Annotated in this window: 17 protein-coding genes and 1 pseudogene; 12 read left to right on the top strand and 6 right to left on the bottom strand. The window is 69.1% G+C overall.

Annotation, left to right across the window (positions count from 1 at the left end):
* Positions 1-50: 50 nt before the first annotated feature.
* Genes C1707_RS18765 through C1707_RS18755 form a run of 3 tightly spaced genes read right to left on the bottom strand, consistent with a single transcriptional unit; the run spans position 51 to position 2,291 of the window.
* Entirely contained in the window at positions 51-368 is a 318-nt protein-coding gene (locus C1707_RS18765; RefSeq protein WP_101715411.1) for a DUF3325 domain-containing protein, read from the bottom strand.
* Positions 358-1,986 (bottom strand): PepSY-associated TM helix domain-containing protein, encoded by a 1,629-nt coding sequence (locus C1707_RS18760; RefSeq protein WP_101715412.1) that lies wholly within the window; start codon positions 1,984-1,986, stop codon positions 358-360. The genes C1707_RS18765 and C1707_RS18760 overlap by 11 nt, the downstream gene beginning before the upstream one ends.
* Complete coding sequence (locus tag C1707_RS18755; protein WP_205686788.1) at positions 1,983-2,291, bottom strand: hypothetical protein; 309 nt, start codon at positions 2,289-2,291, stop codon at positions 1,983-1,985. The genes C1707_RS18760 and C1707_RS18755 overlap by 4 nt, the downstream gene beginning before the upstream one ends.
* 157 nt (positions 2,292-2,448) lie before the next feature.
* Between C1707_RS18755 and C1707_RS18750 the strand changes: the two genes are divergently transcribed.
* The 4 genes and pseudogenes from C1707_RS18750 to C1707_RS18735 all read left to right on the top strand — a co-directional run bounded on the left by C1707_RS18750 (position 2,449) and on the right by C1707_RS18735 (position 9,374).
* Entirely contained in the window at positions 2,449-4,713 is a 2,265-nt protein-coding gene (locus tag C1707_RS18750) for a TonB-dependent siderophore receptor (RefSeq protein WP_164467393.1), read from the top strand.
* Between the two features lie 362 nt (positions 4,714-5,075).
* A pseudogene (locus C1707_RS18745) lies at positions 5,076-7,646 on the top strand (TonB-dependent receptor); the annotation flags it as partial.
* A gap of 23 nt (positions 7,647-7,669) precedes the next feature.
* Complete coding sequence (locus C1707_RS18740) at positions 7,670-8,476, top strand: hypothetical protein (protein ID WP_101715416.1); 807 nt, start codon at positions 7,670-7,672, stop codon at positions 8,474-8,476.
* Positions 8,477-8,597: 121 nt separating this feature from the next.
* Complete coding sequence (locus tag C1707_RS18735; protein WP_101715417.1) at positions 8,598-9,374, top strand: IclR family transcriptional regulator; 777 nt, start codon at positions 8,598-8,600, stop codon at positions 9,372-9,374.
* Between the two features lie 4 nt (positions 9,375-9,378).
* Here C1707_RS18735 and C1707_RS18730 read toward each other — a convergent pair whose 3' ends face one another.
* Positions 9,379-10,569: an NAD(P)/FAD-dependent oxidoreductase gene (locus tag C1707_RS18730; RefSeq protein ID WP_101715418.1), complete on the bottom strand. Its 1,191-nt coding sequence runs from the start codon at positions 10,567-10,569 to the stop codon at positions 9,379-9,381.
* A gap of 123 nt (positions 10,570-10,692) precedes the next feature.
* Between C1707_RS18730 and C1707_RS18725 the strand changes: the two genes are divergently transcribed.
* The 8 genes from C1707_RS18725 (at position 10,693) to C1707_RS18690 (ending at position 18,070) form a co-directional block, all read left to right on the top strand.
* Complete coding sequence (locus tag C1707_RS18725) at positions 10,693-11,934, top strand: aromatic ring-hydroxylating dioxygenase subunit alpha (protein ID WP_101715419.1); 1,242 nt, start codon at positions 10,693-10,695, stop codon at positions 11,932-11,934.
* The gene (locus C1707_RS18720) at positions 11,931-12,425 is read left to right on the top strand and encodes an aromatic-ring-hydroxylating dioxygenase subunit beta (protein ID WP_101715420.1); all 495 of its coding nucleotides are present in this window, start codon (positions 11,931-11,933) and stop codon (positions 12,423-12,425) included. Before C1707_RS18725 ends, C1707_RS18720 begins: the two co-directional genes overlap by 4 nt.
* Positions 12,422-12,766 carry a non-heme iron oxygenase ferredoxin subunit gene (locus tag C1707_RS18715; RefSeq protein WP_101715421.1) on the top strand — a complete coding sequence of 115 codons (345 nt, stop codon included), beginning with the start codon at positions 12,422-12,424 and terminating at the stop codon, positions 12,764-12,766. The genes C1707_RS18720 and C1707_RS18715 overlap by 4 nt, the downstream gene beginning before the upstream one ends.
* Positions 12,766-13,815 (top strand): gentisate 1,2-dioxygenase, encoded by a 1,050-nt coding sequence (gene gtdA, locus C1707_RS18710; protein ID WP_101715422.1) that lies wholly within the window; start codon positions 12,766-12,768, stop codon positions 13,813-13,815. Before C1707_RS18715 ends, gtdA begins: the two co-directional genes overlap by 1 nt.
* The gene (locus C1707_RS18705) at positions 13,812-14,507 is read left to right on the top strand and encodes a fumarylacetoacetate hydrolase family protein (RefSeq protein WP_101715423.1); all 696 of its coding nucleotides are present in this window, start codon (positions 13,812-13,814) and stop codon (positions 14,505-14,507) included. The genes gtdA and C1707_RS18705 overlap by 4 nt, the downstream gene beginning before the upstream one ends.
* A gap of 69 nt (positions 14,508-14,576) precedes the next feature.
* Positions 14,577-15,911, top strand: a complete 1,335-nt coding sequence (locus tag C1707_RS18700) for an MFS transporter (protein ID WP_101715424.1) — start codon at positions 14,577-14,579, stop codon at positions 15,909-15,911.
* 7 nt (positions 15,912-15,918) lie between these two features.
* Positions 15,919-16,548, top strand: coding sequence for a maleylacetoacetate isomerase (maiA, locus tag C1707_RS18695; RefSeq protein WP_101715425.1), 630 nt, complete (start codon positions 15,919-15,921; stop codon positions 16,546-16,548).
* A gap of 64 nt (positions 16,549-16,612) precedes the next feature.
* The gene (locus tag C1707_RS18690) at positions 16,613-18,070 is read left to right on the top strand and encodes an alginate export family protein (RefSeq protein WP_101715426.1); all 1,458 of its coding nucleotides are present in this window, start codon (positions 16,613-16,615) and stop codon (positions 18,068-18,070) included.
* Positions 18,071-18,283: 213 nt separating this feature from the next.
* Here the strand turns inward: C1707_RS18690 and gltA are convergent, their stop codons facing one another.
* Together gltA and gltX are read right to left on the bottom strand one after the other, a co-directional pair.
* Entirely contained in the window at positions 18,284-19,564 is a 1,281-nt protein-coding gene (gene gltA / locus C1707_RS18685) for a citrate synthase (protein WP_101715427.1), read from the bottom strand.
* A gap of 67 nt (positions 19,565-19,631) precedes the next feature.
* A complete protein-coding gene (gltX, locus tag C1707_RS18680) occupies positions 19,632-21,053 on the bottom strand; it encodes a glutamate--tRNA ligase (protein WP_101715428.1) in 1,422 nt (473 codons plus the stop codon).
* Between the last annotated feature and the right edge of the window lie 6 nt (positions 21,054-21,059).

Here is a 21,059-nt window from a genome sequence, read left to right as displayed (position 1 = left end):
AGGGGCGTTCGCGCGGCCCCTTCGTCGCGCCGGCGTGAGCTGACCGCCGCCTAGAGGAAGGCCAGGAACGGGGCGCAGATCAGGCCGACGCCGGCCAGCGCCGTCGCGGCCTTCGGACGCCACGACAGCAGAAGCACCAGCAGCGCGGCGGCTGCGCACATCTGGCCGATCCAGGCCGTCACGCCCAGGGCCGGTCCCATCCGGGCGACGGCCACGGCGGCGGAAAGCGCCAGAAGTCCCCAGCCCAGCACGCGCAGCACGCCCTGCGACGGCAGGACCAGGGGCTCCAGGCCCGAGCGATGCTTCTTCATGGCCAGGGCCAGGCAGGTGAACGCCGCGAAGCTGATCAGGCCGGTCTCATAGGGCATCGACGCTCTCCCTGGCCGGGGCCGGTTGGGGGCTGGCGGCCGAGGGCGCGCGGACGGGCTTGGCCCGCTCGGGCGGCTCCTGCCTGCGCGAAGCCTTGAAGGCGGCGAACCCGCACAGGGCGGCGATGGCCAGCATGGCCAGGTCGAAGCCGGCGAACAGCCAGTCGCCGGTCCGCAGGCTGGCCGCCAGTCCCCGCTCGGTCGTGACGGCGTTGACCACGGGCAGGGCGGCGAAGGCCAGGGTCGCCAGGCCCAGGGTCTCGATCCAGGCCCGCCGGGCCGGCCGCAGCAGCGACACGGCGGCCAGGCCGAACCAGGTCCAGAACATCGCCTTGACCTCCAGCTCGGCCCGGCCGGCCATGTCGGCGGGGATCAGTCGGTTGGCCAGCAGGTAGGCGGCCATGCCCGACGGCAGGCAGGCGACGGCGCCGATGTTCAGCCGCTCCACCAGCTGCAGGCCGAAGAACGGCGCGGCGTTCGGCTTGCGGCGCTTGACCACCCAGAGGACGAGGCCCGTCCCGACCATTGCCGCCCCGGTCAGGCCGAGGAAGAAGTACACCCAGCGCAGGGCGGGACTGGCGAAATGGCCCAGGTGCAGGCCCAGCATCACGCCGGCCGTGGCGATCGCCGGGCCGGGCGAGGGCGAGCGCGACAGTTCCTGGCCCGTCGCGCCCGAGAAGGTGATCGAGTCCGGCCGTGCGTTCAGCCGCCCGGCTGTGGCGCGCAGCAGGGTGACGGTCGAGGCCGCGTCGCCCGAGTTGCGGATGACGACCGTGCGCGGGGCGTCGCCGCTCCAGGCGCGGGCGGCGCTCTGCATCATCGGGCCGACCGGCAGCAGCGGCGCGGCCCGCCCCGAGGCCTTGGCCTCGGCCGGCGCGCCGTAGGCGGCGGCCGTGAAGGCGTCGGGCTTGTCGAAATTGGCCTTCACCGGCCAGGGCATGTACATCGCCACCAGCGTGATCAGGCCGGTGTAGGTGATCATGGCGTGGAAGGGCAGGGCCAGCACCGCCGAGGCGTTGTGGGCGTCGAGCCAGCTGCGCTGGCCCTTGCTCCAGCGCAGGGTGAAGAAGTCCACGAAGATCCGCTTGTGGGTGATCACGCCCGAGACGATCGCCGCCAGCATGAACATCGCGCAGACCCCGGCCAGCCAGCGTCCCCACGGATGCGGCAGCTGGAGCTGGAAGTGGAAGCGGTAGAAGTGCTCGCCGCCGCGCGTGTCGCGGGCCTCCAGCGGATGACCGGTCGCCGGATCCAGCTTCAGCTCAGGACGGCGCGCCGGCGGCTTTTCCGGGTTGGGCTTGGCGCGCGCGAATACCCGCGTCACCGCCGTGCGGTCGTCGGGCAGGTAGATGAACCACTGCTGGTCGTCGGGCGAGGTCGCCTGCAGATGGCCGATGGCGGCTTGGGCCGCCTGCTCTGCGGGTACCGATGCCGAGCGCAGCTCCGGCTGCATCCACTGGGTGATCTCGGGGCGGAAGTAGCTGGCCGTGCCCGTCAGGAACATCGCGAACAGGATCCAGCCGGCCAGCAGGCCTAGCCACGCGTGAATCCAGGCCATCGACTGGCGCAGGGCGCGGGCGGGCGGCGGCGGGGCGGGGAAGGTCGGCCGCACGTTCATGCCCGCGCTCCCAGAAGCAGCACCGCGCCGCCGGCCAGCAGAGCTGAGCCCCACAGCACGCCGGCCACGAGGGCCAGCCGCCGCTCGTGGAAAGCCCAGAGCGCCAGGCACGCGAAGATCAGGAACGACAGGATCATGCCCCAGGCCGAGGCCTCCACCGGCGGTCCCGGCAGCAGGCGCGCCAGCAGCGAAGCCAGCGCCGAGGCGGCGGCGTAGCCGCCCAGCAGGGCGGTGAGGGCGCGAGCCGTCATCCGCGCCACGCCGGGCCAGGCGGCCGCCTGTTTCGCTGATCGATCGTTGTTCACGCACCCTCCGAAAGTTGGCTTGCGCCTAACAACTCGTTTCGATAGTTGCAACTCATTATCAATACTATCGGCAATCCTGGCGAGGGTCTTCATGGTCATCCGTTCAAAAACCGCGCGTGGCGCGAACGCCAACGCCGGGGCCTGGCGAGGACTGGCCGTGACCGTCGCCGCTGCGGCGGCGCTGCAGGGACTGGGCGCGACCGCGGCCTGGGCCGATGACGCCGACACCGATTCCAACACCGTCGAACGGGTCGAGGTGACTGGCCTCAAGGCGCGTCGCGCGGCCGCCGGCACCAAGACGGAAACCGCGCTGATCGAGACGCCGCAGAGCATCACCGTCATCGACGGCGACGAACTTTCGCGCCGCAACGTGCAGTCGATCAACCAGGCGCTCGGCTTCGTCGCCGGCGTCTCGCCCAACCAGCGTGGCGGCATGGTCACCCGCTACGACCAGCTGGTCGTGCGCGGCTTCGCGCCGGGCGTGTTCCTGGACGGCATGCGCCTGATCGCCGGTCCCTATTCGACGCCGCAGATCGACTTCAATCGCATCGACCACATCGACATCGTCAAGGGGCCCGCCTCGGTGCTGTACGGCAACTCCACGCCGGGCGGCCTGGTCAACCTTGCCAGCAAGCTGCCGGAGGAGGGGAGCTTCGGCCGCGTCGAGGGCCAGCTCGGCAACTTCGACACCCGCCGCGCGGCGGTCGACGTCAACGCTCCGCTCGACGGCCAGGGCAAGTGGCTCGGCCGCCTGCTGGCCGGCTGGCAGAAGGGCGACGGCATGACCGACCACACCTTCAGCGAGCGCTATCACGTCAGTCCGATGGTGACCTTCGAGCCGACCGCCGACACCAGCCTGACCCTGGTGGCGGCCTACCAGCGCTCGCCTAGCGGCGGCGGCTATTCGGGCGTTCCGGCCTATGGCTCGGTGCTGCCCAATCCGCTGGGCAAGCTGCCGCGCGAGATCAACACCGGCGATCCGGGCTACGAGCGCTACGACCACAAGGCCGGTTCGGTCGCGGCCTTCTTCCGCCACGACTTCAACGAGCGCCTGACTTTCCGCTCGAACGCCCGCTTCCAGAACAACAAGCTGTCCTACCGTCAGCTCTACGTGGGCGGCTTCGCCACCACGGGCGTGGGCGCGGCGCGCAACACCGACTATTCGACGATCATTCGCGGCGGCGGCGGGGCCGACGAGGACTTCGACACCCTGACCCTGGACAACCAGATCAGCGCCCGCTTCGAGACCGGCGCGGTCCGGCACCAGGTGCTGGCCGGCTTCGACTACCAGAAGATCACCGGCGAGAACTTCCAGCAGTTCAACACCGGCCAGACCAGCAATCCGCTGACCAGCATCCCCAACCTGTCGCTTTTCGCGCCGACCTATGGCGGAACCCTGCCCAGCTTCGACCTGACGGTTCTGTCGTCGGCCTATGTCAACACCTACAGCCGGCGCGAGCAGAAGGGCCTCTACGCCCAGGACCAGATGACCATCGGCCGGCTGCAGCTGATCGCCAGCGGCCGCTACGACTGGTACGAGCAGGTCACCGACAACAAGAAGAACAACACCTCCAGCACGCTGGAGCAGAACGCCTTCACCATGCGCCTGGGCGGCCTCTACGATCTGGGCGCGGGCCTCGCGCCCTATGTCAGCTATTCGGAATCCTTCGAGCCCCAGGCCGGCACGACCTGGCAGGGCGATGCCTTCGTGCCCGTCACCGGGCGCCAGCTCGAGGGCGGCCTGAAGTACCAGCCCAAGGGCACGTCCGCGCTGTTCACGCTCTCCGCCTACCAGTTGGAGCGTCGCAAGGTGCCGGTCGCCGATCCGCAGGCCGGCTCGAACGGCATTCCGGCCACCTCGCAGATCCAGATCGGCGAGGTGCGGGTGCGCGGCGTCGAGCTGGAAGGGCGCGGCGAGATCTCGCGCGGCCTGAACGTGGTGGGCGCGCTCAGCTACACCGACGCCATCATCACCCAGGGCGCGCCGGCCGTGGCGGCCACCGCCACCAACAGCGGCACGCCGACCACCACCGGCACCCGCCAGCTGGGCGTGCCTAAGTGGGGCGCCTCGACCTTCGTCTCGTACGACCTTGGTCGCGCGGGCAGGGCCAGCGGCCCGGCGGCGGGCCTGCGCCTGGGCGGCGGCCTGCGCTATGTCGGCGGTTCGGACGGCACGACCACCTATGCGGTGATCAACAACGTCACCACCTTCCAGCGCTTCCACACCGACGGCTTCATCCTGGTCGACGCCCTCGTGGGCTACGACCTGGGCGCGGCCTCGGCCGAGCTGAAGGGCTGGGAGGCGGCGCTCAACGCCGCCAACCTGTTCGACAAGCGCCACGTCTCGGCCTGTCCGTTCAACAACAGCTGCTACTTCGGCGCCGCGCGCACCGTGACGGCGACCCTGCGCTACAGCTGGTAGGTCGCCGGCGAGGGCTGGTCTCGGCCGGCCCTCGCCGCCGTTCGGCGGCGATTCCCCGGAGCGCATCCCACGGGCGCTATCGGGCCCAATGCGTGACCAGGTTGTGGACTCGGCCAGCCCGGACCCGGTCGGCGCAAAAAATGGGCTGAGGCGGCGATCGGCCGGACGCGGCCTTTCCCGCTGCCGCGTGACCCTTACGGAAAGCGGTTTCCTGGCGACCAGAGCGTGCGTCGTCACCGTGCTGTCGTGTTTCGTGTTTCCATCTGACATCCAAATGTAGCGCCGGTGTCACGGCGTCGCCCTAAGCGCCCCTCGCGTTTGCAAGAGGGGTTCCGATGTCCAAGCCGTTCGCCGCCAGCCGCCTGATCGCCGGCCTGCTCGCCACCAGCGCCCTGTCGGCGCCGCTGCTCGCCCATGCCGCCGAGGACGAGGCGCCCAACGCCGTCGAGGAGGTGATCGTCACCGGCCAGCGCGAGGCCCAGCGCGCCGCCATCGCCGTCAAGCGCGACGCCTTCGTGGTGTCCGACGTCGTCTCGGCCGACGACATCGGCAAGCTGCCCGACCACAACACCGCCGCCGCCCTGCGCCGCATCCCCGGCATCTCGGTCATGGAAGACCAGGGCGAGCCGCGCTTCCCGGTCATCCGCGGCCTGCGCTCGACCTACAACCGCACCACCATCGACGGCGCCCTGGTGGCCTCGGTGGACGAGAGCGGCCGCACCGTGCCGATGGATATCGTCCCCTCGGTGATGGCCGGCCGTCTGGAAGTCATCAAGACCGTCACGCCCGAGAACGACGGCAACGCCATCGGCGGCGTCATCAACGTCACCACCCGCAGCGCCTTCGACGCCGGCCGGCCGTTCTTCAACGGCATGGCCTCGTACGGCAGCTACGAGCGCCACGGCGACGTGCGCAACGACAAGCCGTCCTACCGCCTGGCCTTCGCCGCCGGCCGCACCTTCGGTTCGGAAGACCAGTGGGGCGTCGTCATCGGCGCCTCGCACGAGCAGCTCGACTATGACATCCCGCAGGTCGAGGCCGCCGATCCCAGCGTGCGCGAATACACCGCCGCCGGGGCTCCGGTGCTGTCGGGCGCGGCCAACGGCAACGGCATTCAGGTGCCGACCCAGGTGCGCCTGTTCTGGTACAACAACACCAAGCAGCGCAGCGGCGTGAACGGCAAGGTCGAGTACCGGCCCACCGACGACTTCCGCTGGGAGGCCTCGGCCCTGTTCTCGCGCATGGAGGACGACGAGGAGCGCATCGAGTACCGCATCGAGCCGCTCGGCAACGTGGCCAACCAGACCCAGACCAGCGGCAGCTTCGCCCGCGGCCGCGGCATCATCCAGCTGAACCAGCCGATCACCAAGCGCGAGATCGGCATGGCCCGTACGGGTTTCGCCTGGAATTTAGCCTCGCAGTGGAAGCTGGACGGCGACCTCGTCTACTCGCAGGCCGGGCTCGAGGTGCCCAACCACTCGGTGGAGTTCCGCACCGTCGACGCCCAGGGCGCCAACTACGGCTTCACCTACGACACCACCAACCCGCTGTTTCCGATCTTCACGCCGGTGAACGAGGCGGCGATGCGCAATCCGCTCAACTACGTGCTGCAGCAGCACCGCGACGCCCTGACCAAGACCGACGAGAAGACCAGCCAGGCCCGCTTCAACCTGGCCTTCGACGACGACGGCGCCTGGAAGGCCAAGGTCGGCGGCGTGCTGCGCTCGACCAAGCGCGACTTCACCAGCAGCCAGGTCAACTACCGCGCCGGGACGGGCTTCACCTACACGCTCGACGAGGTCGACGTCGCCGGTCCCGACCAGCTGATCGCCGGCCGCTACCGCCTGACCCCGCGCATCGGGGCCGCCGAGGCGATGGCCTTCTTCAAGGCCAACCGCGACCGCTTCACCACCACCGTTACCGCCCCGACCGGCAACTACGGCGTCGACGAAGACATCTACGCCGGCTACGGCCAGGCCAGCTACACGTTCGGCGACGTCACCGTGCTGGGCGGCCTGCGCTACGAGCACACCAAGGTGTCGTCCGACGCCATTCGCAACACCGGCGGCGTGCTGACTGCCACCAGCAACGAGGGCTCCTACGACAACTGGCTGCCCAGCGTGCACGTGCAGTGGAAGCCGGCGGAGAACTGGATCGTCCGCGCCGCCTGGACCAACACCATCGGCCGTCCGGACTACGGTTCGCTGGCCGCCACCGAGACCCTGAACTTCGACGGCAGCCAGCCGACCCTGTCGCGCGGCAATCCGGGCCTGAAGGCCCGCGAGAGCAAGGGCCTGGACCTGTCGGTCGAGTTCTACCCGACCGACGGCATGGTCTCGCTGGCGGTGTTCAGCAAGGACATCAAGAACGAGATCTTCACGCTGAGCTCGACCGAGACGCTCGACGTCGGCCGAGGTCCCGAGACCGTGCTGGTTTCGACCCCGCGCAACGCCGAGACGGCCAAGATCAACGGCGTCGAGTTCGCCGTGCAGCAGGCCTTCACCTTCCTGCCCGCGCCGTTCGACGGCTTCGGCTTCAACGGCAACGTCACCTGGCTGGACACCGAGTTCACGTTCCTGACCTCGGCCGGTCCGCGCGTCACCGGCCTGTTCCAGCAGCCGGAGATCACCACCAACGAGTCGATCTACTACCAGCGCGGTCCGTTCGAGGCCCGGGTGTCGCACAACTACATCGGCGGCCAGCTGGAGACGATCAACGACGCCAACCCCAATTCCGACCAGTACTGGAAGGGCCGCCACGTGTTCGACGCCAGCCTGTCCTGGCGTTTCGCCGACCACTACACGGTGTTCGTCGAGGGCCAGAACCTGTCCAACACCGGCCGCCAGGAAGTCACCGGTCCGGGCCGCGGCTACCTGCAGGAATGGGCCAACTACGGCCGCACCTACTGGGTCGGCGCGGCGGTAAGCTTCTAGGATAGAGGGCAGGGAGAGCGATCATGATCCTGGAACTCATCGCGGCCCTATCGCTGCAGGCCGAGGCCCCCGCGGCCTCGGCCGCCGCGGAACCGGCCCGCAAGGCGCAGACCGTCCGCCGCTACGACGCCGGGGCCAGCCAGGGCGCGGCTGCCGGACCCAGCGACGTCTATTCGGTCAGCAACTGGCGCATCGTCCGCTTCGACAAGAAGACCGGCGAGAAGCGCGCGGAATGGACCGGCGACAAGGCCCGATTCCCGCACATCAACTCGTGCGCGGTGATCGCCAGGGAGCTGGTCTGCGCCAGCTCCAACTTCCCGGCCGTGCCGCAGGTCAGCACCGTCGAGGTCTTCGACCCCATGACCCTGGCCCACAAGCGCAGCGTCTCGCTGGGCCTGGGCACGGGCTCGATCACCTGGGTCGACCGTCACGACGGCGCCTGGTGGGCGATGTTCGCCAACTACGACGCCAAGGGCGGCGAGGCCCCGCGCGACCACCGCCACACCACCCTGGTCAAGTTCGACGACCAGTGGCGGCGCCTCGAGGCCTGGGCGTTGCCGGCCAGCGTGCTGGAACGGATCAAGCCGATGAGCATCTCCGGCGGCGGCTGGGGTCCCGACGGGCGGCTCTATCTCAGCGGCCACGACCTGCCCGAACTCTACGTCATGCAACTGCCGATGGGCGGCGGGGTGCTCGACCACCTCGACACCATCGGCATGGAGGCCGAGGGCCAGGCTGTCGACTGGGACGAAAGCGACAAGGGCATGCTCTACGGCATCACCCGCCGCAGCCGCGAAGTCCTGGCCATGCGGGTTCCGCTGGCGAAATAGCGCTCAGTATTCTGCGAGCTATTCGCAACTGTGGACACCTAAGGCGCCCCGACGCCTTGCGAGTCGGGGCTCTGGCGTTTCATCATCGGCCGTTATCGCTTTTCAGCGCGGGGCCAAACCAGTGACCGAGTCGGATTCCAAGCAGCGTTCGGGCATCCAGTCGGTCGGCATCGGCCTGCGGGTGCTGGACGTCTTGGCGACGCTCGACGGGCCTGCCGCGCTGGGCGTGATCGCCCAGGCCTCGGACCTGTCCGCCTCGCAGGCCCACCGCTATCTGGCCAGTCTGGTCGCCTCGGGCATGGCCAAGCAGGATCCGGCGACGGGCCGCTACGACCTTGGCCCCGGCGCCCTGCGCCTGGGGCTCGGCGCCCTGGCGCGGGTCGATGCCTTCCGCGAGGCCGACGAGGCCATCACCGCCTTCTCGCGCGAGACCGGCCGCACGGTGCAGATCGCCGCGCTCGGCCCCAGCGGCCCGATCGTCGTGCGCTGGGCCATGGGCTCGCCGCCGGTGGCGACCTCGCTGATGGTCGGCTCGTCGCTGCCGCTGCTGCGCTCGGCCACGGGCCACGTGTTCCTGGCCTTCCGGCCCGACAGCCACACCCGCCACATGGTCGAGCGCGAGACGCAGGCCGAGCGGGGCCTGGCGCCGGTCGACGTCGAGGCCTTGCGTCAGAGGGTTCGCAAGACCGGCTACTCGGCCATCAGCGGTTCGCTGATCCCGGGCCTGCGGGCCACGGCCCTGCCGATCTTCGACCTGCAGGGCGAGGCCGTGGTGACGGCCACGGTGCTGGCCACCGACGCCTTCGTGCCCGAGCGGGACGACGAGGTCCGGCAGGCCCTGGCCGCCGTCTGCGACCAGGTGACCACCACCATCGGCGGCCGTCGCCCGGCGGCGTGAGCCGTCAAGCGGCCGCCTTGCGCAGATCCGTCCCGGGATCGCCGGCCAGTTCCGCCTTCAGCGGCTTGCCGATCAGGCGGCGGGCCGAGGCGAAGTCGCGGGGCTGATCCAGGCACGCCGCGCCCACCAGGATCCCGTCGCGCAGGTAGAGCCGCACGGCCTCGCCGCGCGCCACGACCGTGTCGCCGGCCGCCGGATCGCCCAGGATCTGCAGGTTGTGGCCGCACTGGGCGGTCCAGAACCACGGGGCGGGCTCGGGTTCGGCCGGCTGGCCAAGGATCGCCAGGGCCGCGGCGCGGGCCGAGCTCTGGGCGTGGGCCCAGGTCTCCATCCTCTGCGGGGCGGTCGCGTCGCCGAACCGGCGCAAGGCCAGGTCGCCGATGGCGTAGACGGCTTCGTCGCCGATCGAGCGGTAGTTTTCGTCGACCAGCACCCCGGCGCCCACCGGCAGGCCGGCGGCTTCGGCCAGTCCCGCGCGCGGCACGATGCCGATGCCCACGACCACCAGGTCGGCATCCAGCGCCGCGCCGTCGTCGAGCGTCAGGGTCAGCGTCTCGTCGCCGGCCTCGATGGCGGCGACCGAGCGGCCCAGGCGAATCTCCACCCCGACCCGGGCGTGGGCGGCGGCCAGCCAGCCGGCGGCGTCGCCCGGCACGTTGCGGCCCAGCAGGCGCTGCCCCGCCTCGACGACCACGGCGGTCAGGCCCAGCTCGTGCAGGGTCGAGGCCGTCTCCAGCCCGATCACCCCGCCGCCGATCACCACCGCCTTGCCGCCCGGCCTGGCGGCCGTGGCGATGGCCTTGGCGTCGCCCGTCGTGCGCAGCGGGAAGATCCTGGGATGAGCCGGGAAGGGCAGTTCCCGAGGCGCGCCGCCAGTGGCCAGGATAAGCCTGTCATAGGGCAGGGCGGTCCCGTCGGAGAGCGACACAGAGCGCCCCTGGCGGTCGATGGCGGCCGCCGCGACTCCTAGGCGCAGGTCGACGCCGAGCTCGGCCCAGCGGGATTCCTCGGCGAGATAGACGGGCGCCGCGTCCTTGCCCGACAGGTACTCCTTCGACAGGCTCGGGCGTTCGTACGGCGGCTCGGCCTCCTCGCCGACCAGCGTGATCGATCCCGAAAACCCCAATTCCCTCAAGGTGATGGCGGCCGCGCCGCCGGCATGTCCGGCGCCGATTACGACGATGCGTTGTTCCATGGCGTGTGCTTCCTCTCGCGTTGCATATTATGCAATGCATTTGACATGGATCAAAACCCACGACAGGGTGAGGGTCAATGGCGACGTGAGATCGCCGCTTCGATCACCGTCTGGGAGCTGCCCATGACCATCCCCGTTCGTCCCCCCGAAGGCCGCCTATGGCCCGTCGATGCGGACGCCGCCGTTCCGTACTGGGTCTATTCCGACCCCGAGATCTACGCCGAGGAACTGCGCAAGATCTGGTACGGCCCGCACTGGCTGTACGTCGGCCTGGAGTGCGAGATCCCCAATGTCGGCGACTGGAAGACCGCCACCCTCGGCGAGCGTCCGGTCGTCATGGTGCGCAGCGCGCAGAACGAGATCTCGGTCGTCGAGAACCGCTGCGCCCACAAGGGCGTGAAGTTCTGCCAGGCGCGCTTTGGCCACTCAGAAGAACTGATCTGCCCATATCACCAGTGGTCCTACGCGCTGAACGGCGACCTGCAGGGCGTGCCGTTCCGCCGGGGCGTCAAGCGCCAGGGCGGCATGCCGGCCGACTTCGACCTGAAGCAGAACGGCCTGACCAAGCTGCGCGTCGAGGAAGTCAACGGCGTCGTCTGGGCCACCTTCTCCGAAGAGACCCCGGCCTTCCGCGACTATCTCGGCGAGAAGTTCTGGAAGCACTACACGCGCGTCTATGACGGCCGGAAGCTGGAAGTGCTGGGCTACAACCGCCAGCACATTCCGGCCAACTGGAAGCAGATGCAGGAGAACATCAAGGACCCGTACCACGCGGGCCTGCTGCACGTGTTCTTCGCCACCTTCGGCCTGTTCCGCGCCGACCAGAAGTCGGCCGTCGATATCGACGACGAGGGCCGCCACGGCATCCTGATCTCCCGCAAGGGCGAGCAGGAAAAGACCGAGGCCATGGCCGACATCCGCAACTTCCAGGGCGACCTGGTGCTTGAGGATCCGCGCGTCATGGACGTGGTGCAGGAGTTCCCCGGCGAAGAGACCGTGGGGATGATCACCATCTTCCCCAGCGTGATCCTGCAGCAGCAGGTCAACTCGCTGACCACCCGCCAGATCGTGCCCAAGGGCCCCGACGGCTTCGACTTCCACTGGACCCACTGGTGCTACGCCGACGACACGCCGGAGATGCGTCTGCGCCGCACGCGCCAGGCCAACCTCTTCGGTCCGGCCGGCTTCGTCTCGGCCGACGACGGCGAAGTGCTGGAGATGACCCAGCAGGGCGCAACGCCGTCTCCCGACGCGCACATGATCCTGCAGATGGGCGGGCGGGCCATCGAGAGCACCGACCACCAGGTCACCGAGACCGCGGTCCGAGGCATGTACCGCTACTGGCGAAAGGTGATGGGCCTGTGAGCACGACCCTGACCGACCGTCCGGCCGCGATCACGCGCGATGCGATCCGCGACCTCTACGACGACTACTACGGAGCCCTGGACGAGGTGCGCCTGCACGACTGGCCAGAGTTCTTCATGCAGGACTGCCTCTATCGGGTGATCCCGCGAGAGAACTTCGAGGCCGGCTACACCCTCAGCACCATGCAGGCCGAAAGCCGCGGCATGCTGAAGGACCGGGTGACGGGCCTGACCCGCACCCAGATGTACGCGCCGCGCTACTATCGCCGCTTCCCGACCGCTCCGCGCATTGTCGGCGAGGAGAACGGCGGGGTGCGAACGCGCCACAACCTGCTGCTCGTCCAGACCCTGATCGACAAGCCCTCGGAGATCGTCCTCTCGGCGGTCTGCCACGACCTGATCGTGGCCGACGAGGGCCGCCTGCGCTTTGCCGAGCGCGTGGTGGTCTTCGACTCCGAAATGCTCCCCAACAGCTTGGTGTACCCCGTATGACCGACGTCATCGAAAACGCGGCGCTGACCTGGGCGCCCGCCGTTCCGCCGTCCGACCTCGAAGAGTTCGGCGTCGCCGCCGCCACGGTCGGCGGCCTGAAGGTGGCTCTCTACGCCGTCGACGGCGAATACTACGCCACCGCCGACCTCTGCACCCACGGCGCGGCCAGCCTCGCAGACGGCTTCCTCGACGGCGAGCTGATCGAGTGCCCGCTCCACCAGGGCACGTTCAACGTGAAGACCGGGGCCGCCGTCGGCGCTCCGTGCTCGGTGGCCGTGCGCACCTTCCCGGTGAAGCTGGAAGGCGGCCTGCTGCACGTCGGCCTGCCGGGAGCCGCCTGATGGAAGTGCTTCGCAACGACCAGCGCAGCCAGCTCGAGGCGCTGTACGAGCAGATGGAGCCGGAAGGCCTCTATCCGCTCTGGGAAAAACTGAGCGCCCTGGTGCTGCCCCAGCCGGACTCGCCGGCCAAGGTCCACAAGTGGTCCTATGACAGCGCCCGGGACTACCTGATGCGGGCCGGCGACCTGATCAGCGCCAAGCAGGCCGAGAGGCGTGTGCTGATCCTGGAAAACCCGGGTCTCGGCGGATTGTCGAGCATCACGCCGAGCCTGTACGCCGGCCTGCAGCTGATCCTGCCGGGCGAGATCGCCCCGGCCCACCGCCACGCCCAGTGCGCGCTGCGCTTCGTGCTGGAAGGCGAGGACGCTTACACCTCGGTGGACGGCGAGAAGGCCGTGATGCGGCCCTTCGACCTCGTTTTGACGCCCGGCGGCCAATGGCACGACCACGGCAATCCGACGTCCAAGCCGATGATCTGGCTCGACGGGCTGGACATCCCTACCGTCCGCCACTTCGACGCCAGCTTCGCCGAGGGCTACAGCGAGGACCAGTTCCCGCAGCAGGTTCCCGCCGGCGACAGCCTCAACCGCTACGGCCGCAACATGCGTCCGCTGAAGGGCCACGTCGCCGACCGCCGCCCGGCCCACCAGCCGCTGTTCCACTACCCCTACGCGGAGTGGCGGCCGGCGCTGGACGCCATGGCCAGGGGCGCGGAGATCGATCCGCACCTGGGCCACGCGCTGGAGTTCCTCAACCCCGTCAACGGCGGGCCGATCATGTCGACCATCTCGGCGCATGTGCGGCTGATGCCGGCCGGTTTCGAAACCCGCGACCGCCGCGCCACCGACGGCACGATCTTCGTGGTCGTGGAAGGGCAGGGCGAAGCGGTCGTCGAGGGCGAGACCATCGCTCTTACGCCCCGCGAGATCCTCGTCGTCCCGTCGTGGAAGACGGTCCGTTTCAAGGCCCAAAGCCAGCTCGTCCTGTTCGGCTACTCCGACAAGGCCTGCCAGGAAAAGCTGAACCTCTACAAGGAAGAAAACCTGTGAGCCTGATCTTCGAACCCCAGGCGCCGGTCCTGGCCGCCACCTCCACCGGCGACGACTTCCCGGTCCGCCGCATCTTCTGCGTCGGCCGCAACTACGCCGCCCACGCCCGCGAGATGGGCCGCGATCCCGACCGCGAGCCGCCGTTCTTCTTCACCGCCTGGGCCGAGACGGTCGTGCCGGACGGCGCGACGATCGCCTATCCGCAGAAGACCAAGGACTTCCACTACGAGGCCGAACTGGTCGTCGCCATCGGCAAGACCGGCCGCGACATCGCCGTGGAAGATGCGCTGGACCACGTCTGGGGCTACGCCGTCGGCCTCGACATGACCCGCCGCGACCTGCAGCTGGAAGCCCGCGCCCAGGGCCGTCCGTGGGACACCGGAAAGAACGTCGAGCAGTCCTCGCCGCTGGGCGTGATCCAGAGGGCCGGCAAAGGCTTCGACCCGACCAAGGGCGAGATCAAGCTGACGGTGAACGGCCAGACCAAGCAGCAGGCCGACCTGGCCGACCTGATCTGGCCGGTGGCCGACATCGTCGCCTACCTGTCAGGCCTGTACCGCATCGAGCCTGGCGACCTGATCTACACGGGCACCCCGGCCGGCGTCGGCGCCGTGGTCGAGGGCGACGCCATGCTCGTCACGATCGACGGCCTGGCCCCGCTGAACATCACCGTCGGACCGCCCGCGGCCTGATCCGCATCCATCAAGACTAGGGACGAGGGGAGCGGCCAGCAGAGCCGCCCCCTCTTAGAGGAAACGACAATGGCTACTCTTGAAGCGACGGCGGGCAACGCCGTTGTCGACCGGGCGAGGTTCGGCCCGCTGCAGCTGGGCGTCACCGCGCTTTGCGCCGTCATCGCCATGCTCGACGGGTTCGATACCCAGGCCATCGCCTATGTCGCGCCGCGCATCGCCGAAGACTGGGGCCTGACCCCGGCCGCCTTCGGCCCGATCTTCGCCGTGGGCCTGCTGGGTCTCACCGTCGGCGCCTTCCTGCTCAGCCCCGCCGCCGACAAGTTCGGCCGCAAGACCATCATCCTGATCTCGACCGTGATCTTCGGCCTGTTCGCCCTGCTGACGGCGACCTCGGGCACGATGAACGAGCTCCTGATCTACCGCTTTCTCACCGGCATCGGCCTGGGCGCGGCCATGCCCAACATCATCGCCCTGACCAGCGAGTACGCCCCCGAGCGCCTGCGCGCGACGCTGGTGACGGTGATGTTCTGCGGCTTCCCGCTGGGCTCGACCCTGGGCGGCCTGGTCTCCACCGGCCTGATCGCCCAGTTCGGCTGGCACTCGGTGTTCGTGCTCGGCGGCGTGCTGCCGCTGCTGCTGGTTCCGGTGCTGATGGTCTTCCTGCCGGAGTCGGTGCGCTTTCTGGTCGCCAAGGGCGCGCCCGAGAACAAGATCGCCCCGATCGTGCGGCGCATCGACGCCAACGCCTCGACCGCCGAGTTCGTCGCCCACCTGCGCGGCGAGCAGGCGCAGGCCCCCAAGGGCTTCTCGGTCGCCCAGCTGTTCACGCAAGGCCGCGCTCCGGTCACGGGCCTGCTGTGGGTGGCGTTCTTCATGAACCTGCTCGTCATGTACTTCCTGGTGAACTGGCTGCCGACCCTGCTGAAGGGCGCGGGCCTGCCGCTGTCGATGGCCATCCTGTCGACCGCCACCCTGAACCTCGGCGGCGTCGTCGGCGCCATCGCCCTGGGCCGGCTGATCGACCGCTTCAGCCCCTACCTCGTGCTCGGCGCGGCCTACGCCGCCTCTGGCGTCTTCATCGCCGTGATCGCCCTGGGCGGCACGCACCTGACCACCCTGCTGGTGGGGGCGGCCCTGTCGGGCTTCGGTGTCGTCGGGGCCCAGATCGGCTGCAACGCCCTGGCCGCCTCGGTCTATCCCACCGCCATCCGCGCCACCGGCGTGGGCTGGGCCCTGGGCGTCGGCCGCATCGGCGCTATCGTCGGCCCGCTGGTCGGCGGCGCTCTCCTCGCCAACAAGTGGGCGCCCGGCTCGATCATCCTGACGGCCGTGGTTCCCGCGCTCATCGCCTCGCTCGCCGTCTTCGTCCTCGGCGGCGTGCGCAAGAAGTCCGGAGTCTGATACCGCCATGATCCTGCACGGCTATTTTCGTTCGACCGCGTCGTGGCGCGTGCGGATCGCCCTGGGCCTCAAGGGCCTTGCCGCCGACCAGGTGTTCCACCACCTGCGTCGCGGCGAGCAGCGGGCGCCGGACTACCTGGCGATCAACCCGCAGGGCCTGCTGCCGGCCCTGGCCCTCGGCGACGGCCGCGTGCTGACCCAGTCCCTGGCCATCGTCGAGTACCTCGACGAGACCCATCCCGAGCCGCCGCTGCTGCCCGCCGACCCGTTCGAGCGGGCCCAGGTCCGCGCCGTGGCCCAGGCCATCGCCTGCGACATCCACCCGGTGCAGAACCTCAAGATCCTGGCCCGCCTGCGTGATCTCGGTCTCGACGAGCCCGCCGTCCAGGGCTGGGCTGCCGGCGTGATCGAGGAAGGCCTCGGCGCGGTCGACAAGCTGCTGGCCGGCCACTCGGGACGCTTCGCCTTCGGCGATGCGCCGGGCCTGGCCGACCTGGCGCTCGTGCCCCAGCTGGGCAACGCCCGCCGCTTCGGCGTCGACCTGCGCTGGAACCGCCTGACCGATATCGAGGCCGCCTGCCTGGAGCTTGACGCCTTCAAGTCCGCCGTGCCGTCGGCCCAACCCGACGCCGAATAAACCCATCCCCTAAAGCCAAGAACCAAAGAGCGCGGAGCCAACCGCGCCCCCTTGGAGGAAACCCATGCTGCTGACCACCATGGCCGCGGCCGCCTTGCTCGCGCCCGTATCCGACGCTCCGATCGCCACCCAGGCGCAAGATCGCGTCGTGCCCATTCCCGCCCAGAACGCCCCGTCGCCCGGCAACGTGCCGCCGCCGGCGGCGACCGAGGCGCCGGCCTTCAAGCTCATCAATCACGACGAGGACTGGAGCTACCTGGCCGATCCGGCCAGGCGTACGACCCCCTGGTCGAAGCTGAAGTACATCCCCGTCGGCGAGACCAGCTATCTCAGCCTGGGCGGCGAGTTCCGCCTGCGCCTGGAAGACCGCGGCAACGAGCGCTTCGGCCGCGGCCTGCAGGACGAGGACGGCAACATCCAGACCCGAACCCGCCTTTGGGGCGACCTGCACCTGGGATCTCGCCTGCGCGCCTTCGTCGACGTGCAGGACGCCCGCAGCATCGATCTGGACAGCGGCGAGCCGCCGATCGAGGTGAGCCGCTGGGATCTGCACCAGGCCTTCCTCGAAACCAACGCCCAGGTCGGCGACGCCAAGGTTCGCCTGCGCGTCGGTCGCCAGGAGCTGGGCCTGGGCGCCTATCGCGTCTTCGACATGCGCGAGGGCGCCAACAGCCGCACCTCGTTCGACATGGCCCGCGTGCTGGTCGACCGGAAGGGCGGATGGAGCGGCGGCGCCTTCTACGGCTACGCCCTGCGCGAGGCCAAGACCTCGTGGGACGACGCCACCAACTTCGACTACCGCCTGGCCGGCGTCACCGCCTCGCGCACGCTGGGGCAGGGGCCGACCGCGCCCAAGCTGGAACTGCTCTACGTCAACAGCGACAAGCGCGGTGCGGTCTATGACAGCGTCACCGGCGGCCGCGACCGTCGCGGCTCCTACTCGGCGCGCCTGGCCGGCCGCTACGCCGCCTGGGACTACGATCTGGAAGGCGTCTACCAGGACGGCGCGTACCGCGACCTCGACGTCTCTGCCTGGTACGTCTCGGCCATGGGCGGCTACACCTTCAAGGCCCCGTGGTCGCCGCGCCTGGGCCTGCGCCTGGAGGCCGCCTCCGGCGACAAGGATCGCAACGACGGCAAGTTGAACTCCTACGCCCAGATGTTCCCGCAGCCGATCTCGCTGCGCACAGACTTCGGCATCACCAACCTGGTGGCCATCCAGCCGCAGCTGACCTTCAAGCCCGCGCCCAAGCTGACCGCCGGCCTGCAGGTGGCGGGCCTCTGGCGCCAGAGCGACGAGGACGGCCTCTACGGCCTGGGCGGCCAGGTGCTGCGCGGCGGCCTGGAGGGCACGGCTCACTATGTCGGCTGGCGCCAGGCGGCCTTCGCCAGCTACGCCGTCTCGCCCTTCGTCACCGTCACCGGCATCGTCAACCACACGACCTCGGGCACGTTCCTCAAGCAGACGGGCATGGCCGACGACCAGACCTATGCCGGCCTGATCGTGGGCCTGCGGTTCTAGGGGCTATCTCCGCTCCTCCCCCGTGCAGCGGGGGAGGGGGACCACGAAGTGGTGGAGGGGGCGAGACTGGGCTCATTGCCGGCCGTCGCCCCCTCCGTCACGCCGCGTATCCGCGCCACGCCACCTCTCCCGTTTCTCGGGGAGAAGCTAGTAGCCAAAACAAAAAGGCCCCGGTTTCCCGGGGCCTTTTCATTTCCGAAGCCGGAAAAGCGCTTAGCCGCGCTTTTCGACGTCGATGTAGTCGCGCTGGGTCGAGCCCGTGTAGAGTTGACGCGGACGACCGATCTTGCGGGTCGGATCCTCGAACATTTCCTTCCACTGGCTGATCCAGCCGACGGTGCGGGCCAGGGCGAACAGCACGGTGAACATGTTGGTCGGGAAGCCCATCGCGCGCAGCGTGATGCCCGAGTAGAAGTCGATGTTCGGGTACAGCTTGCGCTCGATGAAGAACGGATCGCTCAGCGCGATCTTTTCCAGTTCCATGGCCACTTCGAGCAGCGGGTCGTTGATGCCCAGCTGGCCGAGGACCTCGTGGCAGGTCTTCTGCATGACCTTCGCGCGCGGGTCGAAGTTCTTGTACACGCGGTGGCCGAAGCCCATCAGCTTGTGCTTGCGCGCCTTTACGCCCTCGATGAACTCGGGGATCTTGTCGACCGTGCCGATCTGCTCGAGCATCTCCAGGGCTTCCTGGTTGGCGCCGCCGTGCGAGGGGCCCCACAGGCAGGCGATGCCGGCGGCGATGCAGGCGAACGGGTGAGCGCCCGACGAACCGGCCAGACGGACGGTCGAGGTCGAGGCGTTCTGCTCGTGGTCGGCGTGCAGGATGAAGATGCGGTCCATGGCGCGGGTCAGGACCGGGTTCGGCTTCCAGTCCTCGGCCGGAACCGAGAAGCACATGCGCAGGAAGTTTTCCGAGTACGACAGGTCGTTGCGCGGCGACACGAACGGCTGGCCGATCGTGTACTTGTAGGCGCGGGCGGCGATCGTCGGCATCTTGGCGATCAGGCGGTGGGCGCTGATCTCACGCTCGCGGGCGTCGTCGACGTTCATGCTGTCGGCGTAGAAGGCCGACAGGGCGCCCACGGCGCCGGTCATGACGGCCATCGGGTGGGCGTCGCGACGGAAGCCTTCGAAGAACCGGTCGAACTGCGCGTGCAGCATCGTGTGGTAGGTGATGTTGTTCTCGAACTTGGCCATCTCGGCGGCCGTCGGCAGTTCGCCGTTCAGCAGCAGGTGGCAGACTTCGAGGAACGACGACTTCTCGGCCAGTTGGTCGATCGGATAGCCGCGGTGCAGCAAAACGCCGGCGTCACCGTCGATATAGGTGATCTTGCTCTCGCACGAGGCGGTCGAGGTGAAGCCCGGGTCGAAGGTGAAATGGTCGCTTTCGCCGTAGACCTTGCGGATGTCCAGAACGTCCGGACCCGTGCTGCCCTTGAGGATCGGCAGGTCGTAGCTCTTGTCGCCGATCGTCAGCGTGGCTTTGTCGGTCATGCGAGAGACCCTTTCAATAGTGGTACGATCAGTCCAGTTTTGCATTTCGCGGGTGCGTTATAGCGCCTCATGCGCGCGACGCCAGCGCATCGTCAAGCCGGCCGAGAGACTCGTCCCGTCCCAGGGCCGCCATGATCTTGTTCAGGTCGGGCGCCTGGGCCCCGCCGGTGAGGATCCCACGCAGCGGCGGGCCGAACTTTCCAAAGCCTACGGCCTCGGATTCAGCAAACGATTTCAACAGCGCCTCGAGTTCCGCGACGCCCCACACCGGAGCGGCCGCGAGATGTTCACGAAGTCGTGCGAGGCGCGCGACCGTTTCCTCGGAAAGCTGCTTGGCGGTTTTTTCCTCGAGCGTCAGCGGGCGCACCTTCAGCGCGAAGGCCACGTGCTCGCCCAACTCCAGGATGGTCTTGGCGCCTTCCTTGACCTGCGGGACGGTCGAGGCGATGCGGGCCTCGGCGTCGGCCGGCAGGTCGGTTCCGGCGGCGGTCAGGGCCTTCAGCGTCAGCGCGGTCAGGCGCGCGTCGTCGGCCTGCCGCAGGTGCTGGCTGTTGATGAAGTTCAGCTTGGCCCAGTCCAGGCGGGCAGGGGCCTTGACCACGTCCTTGACGTCGAACCACTCGATGGCCTGGGCGTCGTTGAACACCTCGTCGTCGCCGTGGCCCCAGCCCAGGCGGGCCAGGTAGTTGCGCAGGCCCTCGGGGATGTAGCCCATGTCGGCGAACTCGCCGACGGCTTGCGCCCCGTGACGCTTGCTCAGCTTGGCGCCGTCCGGACCGTGAATCAGCGGGATGTGGGCAAAGGCCGGCACGTCCCATTCCATCGCCTTGTAGATCAGGCTCTGGCGGGCGGCGTTGTTCAGGTGGTCGTCGCCGCGGATGACGTGGGTCACGCCCATGTCGTGGTCGTCGACCACCACGGCCAGGTTGTAGGTCGGCGCGCCGTCATTGCGCAGCAGCACCAGGTCGTCGAGCTCGATGTTGCGGAAGGTCACCGGGCCCTTGACCATGTCGTCGACCAGGGTCTCGCCGTCCAGCGGGCCCTTGAAGCGGATCACGTGCGGCGCGGACGGATCGGCCGGCGGCGGCGCGTCGCGCCACGGCGAGCGGATGGCGCGGCCTTCGGCGCGGGCCTTCTCGCGGGCGGCTTCCAGCTCTTCCACGGTCATCCAGCAGCGATAGGCGCGGCCCTTGGCCAGCAGCTCCTGCACCACCTCACGGTGGCGGTCGGCGCGGCTGTACTGGAAGATCGGCTCTTCGTCCGACTTCAGGCCCAGCCAGTCGAGGCCTTCGAAGATCGCGGCCACGGCGGCGTCGGTCGAGCGCTCGCGATCGGTGTCCTCGACGCGAATAAGGAACTTCCCTCCCGTATGGCGTGCATATAACCAGTTGAACAGCGCCGTGCGGGCGCCGCCGATATGCAGGAAGCCGGTCGGCGACGGGGCGAAGCGGGTGACGACGCCGCTGGGGGCGGGGGAGGAACTGGACATAGGCTT

The organism is Caulobacter flavus (assembly GCF_003722335.1).
Taxonomy (GTDB): Bacteria; Pseudomonadota; Alphaproteobacteria; order Caulobacterales; family Caulobacteraceae; genus Caulobacter; species Caulobacter flavus.
The sequence above is the reverse complement of the archived record's forward strand: the minus strand, read 5'-3'. Positions and strand labels throughout refer to the sequence as shown.

What these genes read in the sequence shown, in the direction of transcription:
- C1707_RS18760 (WP_101715412.1), bottom strand. Translation starts at nt 1,986, where the DNA reads ATGAACGTGCGGCCGACCTTCCCCGCCCCGCCGCCGCCCGCCCGCGCC.
- C1707_RS18765 (WP_101715411.1), bottom strand. Translation starts at nt 368, where the DNA reads ATGCCCTATGAGACCGGCCTGATCAGCTTCGCGGCGTTCACCTGCCTG.
- C1707_RS18700 (WP_101715424.1), top strand. Translation starts at nt 14,577, where the DNA reads ATGGCTACTCTTGAAGCGACGGCGGGCAACGCCGTTGTCGACCGGGCG.
- C1707_RS18725 (WP_101715419.1), top strand. Translation starts at nt 10,693, where the DNA reads ATGACCATCCCCGTTCGTCCCCCCGAAGGCCGCCTATGGCCCGTCGAT.
- C1707_RS18690 (WP_101715426.1), top strand. Translation starts at nt 16,613, where the DNA reads ATGCTGCTGACCACCATGGCCGCGGCCGCCTTGCTCGCGCCCGTATCC.
- maiA (WP_101715425.1), top strand. Translation starts at nt 15,919, where the DNA reads ATGATCCTGCACGGCTATTTTCGTTCGACCGCGTCGTGGCGCGTGCGG.
- gtdA (WP_101715422.1), top strand. Translation starts at nt 12,766, where the DNA reads ATGGAAGTGCTTCGCAACGACCAGCGCAGCCAGCTCGAGGCGCTGTAC.
- gltA (WP_101715427.1), bottom strand. Translation starts at nt 19,564, where the DNA reads ATGACCGACAAAGCCACGCTGACGATCGGCGACAAGAGCTACGACCTG.
- C1707_RS18730 (WP_101715418.1), bottom strand. Translation starts at nt 10,569, where the DNA reads ATGGAACAACGCATCGTCGTAATCGGCGCCGGACATGCCGGCGGCGCG.
- C1707_RS18715 (WP_101715421.1), top strand. Translation starts at nt 12,422, where the DNA reads ATGACCGACGTCATCGAAAACGCGGCGCTGACCTGGGCGCCCGCCGTT.
- gltX (WP_101715428.1), bottom strand. Translation starts at nt 21,053, where the DNA reads ATGTCCAGTTCCTCCCCCGCCCCCAGCGGCGTCGTCACCCGCTTCGCC.
- C1707_RS18740 (WP_101715416.1), top strand. Translation starts at nt 7,670, where the DNA reads ATGATCCTGGAACTCATCGCGGCCCTATCGCTGCAGGCCGAGGCCCCC.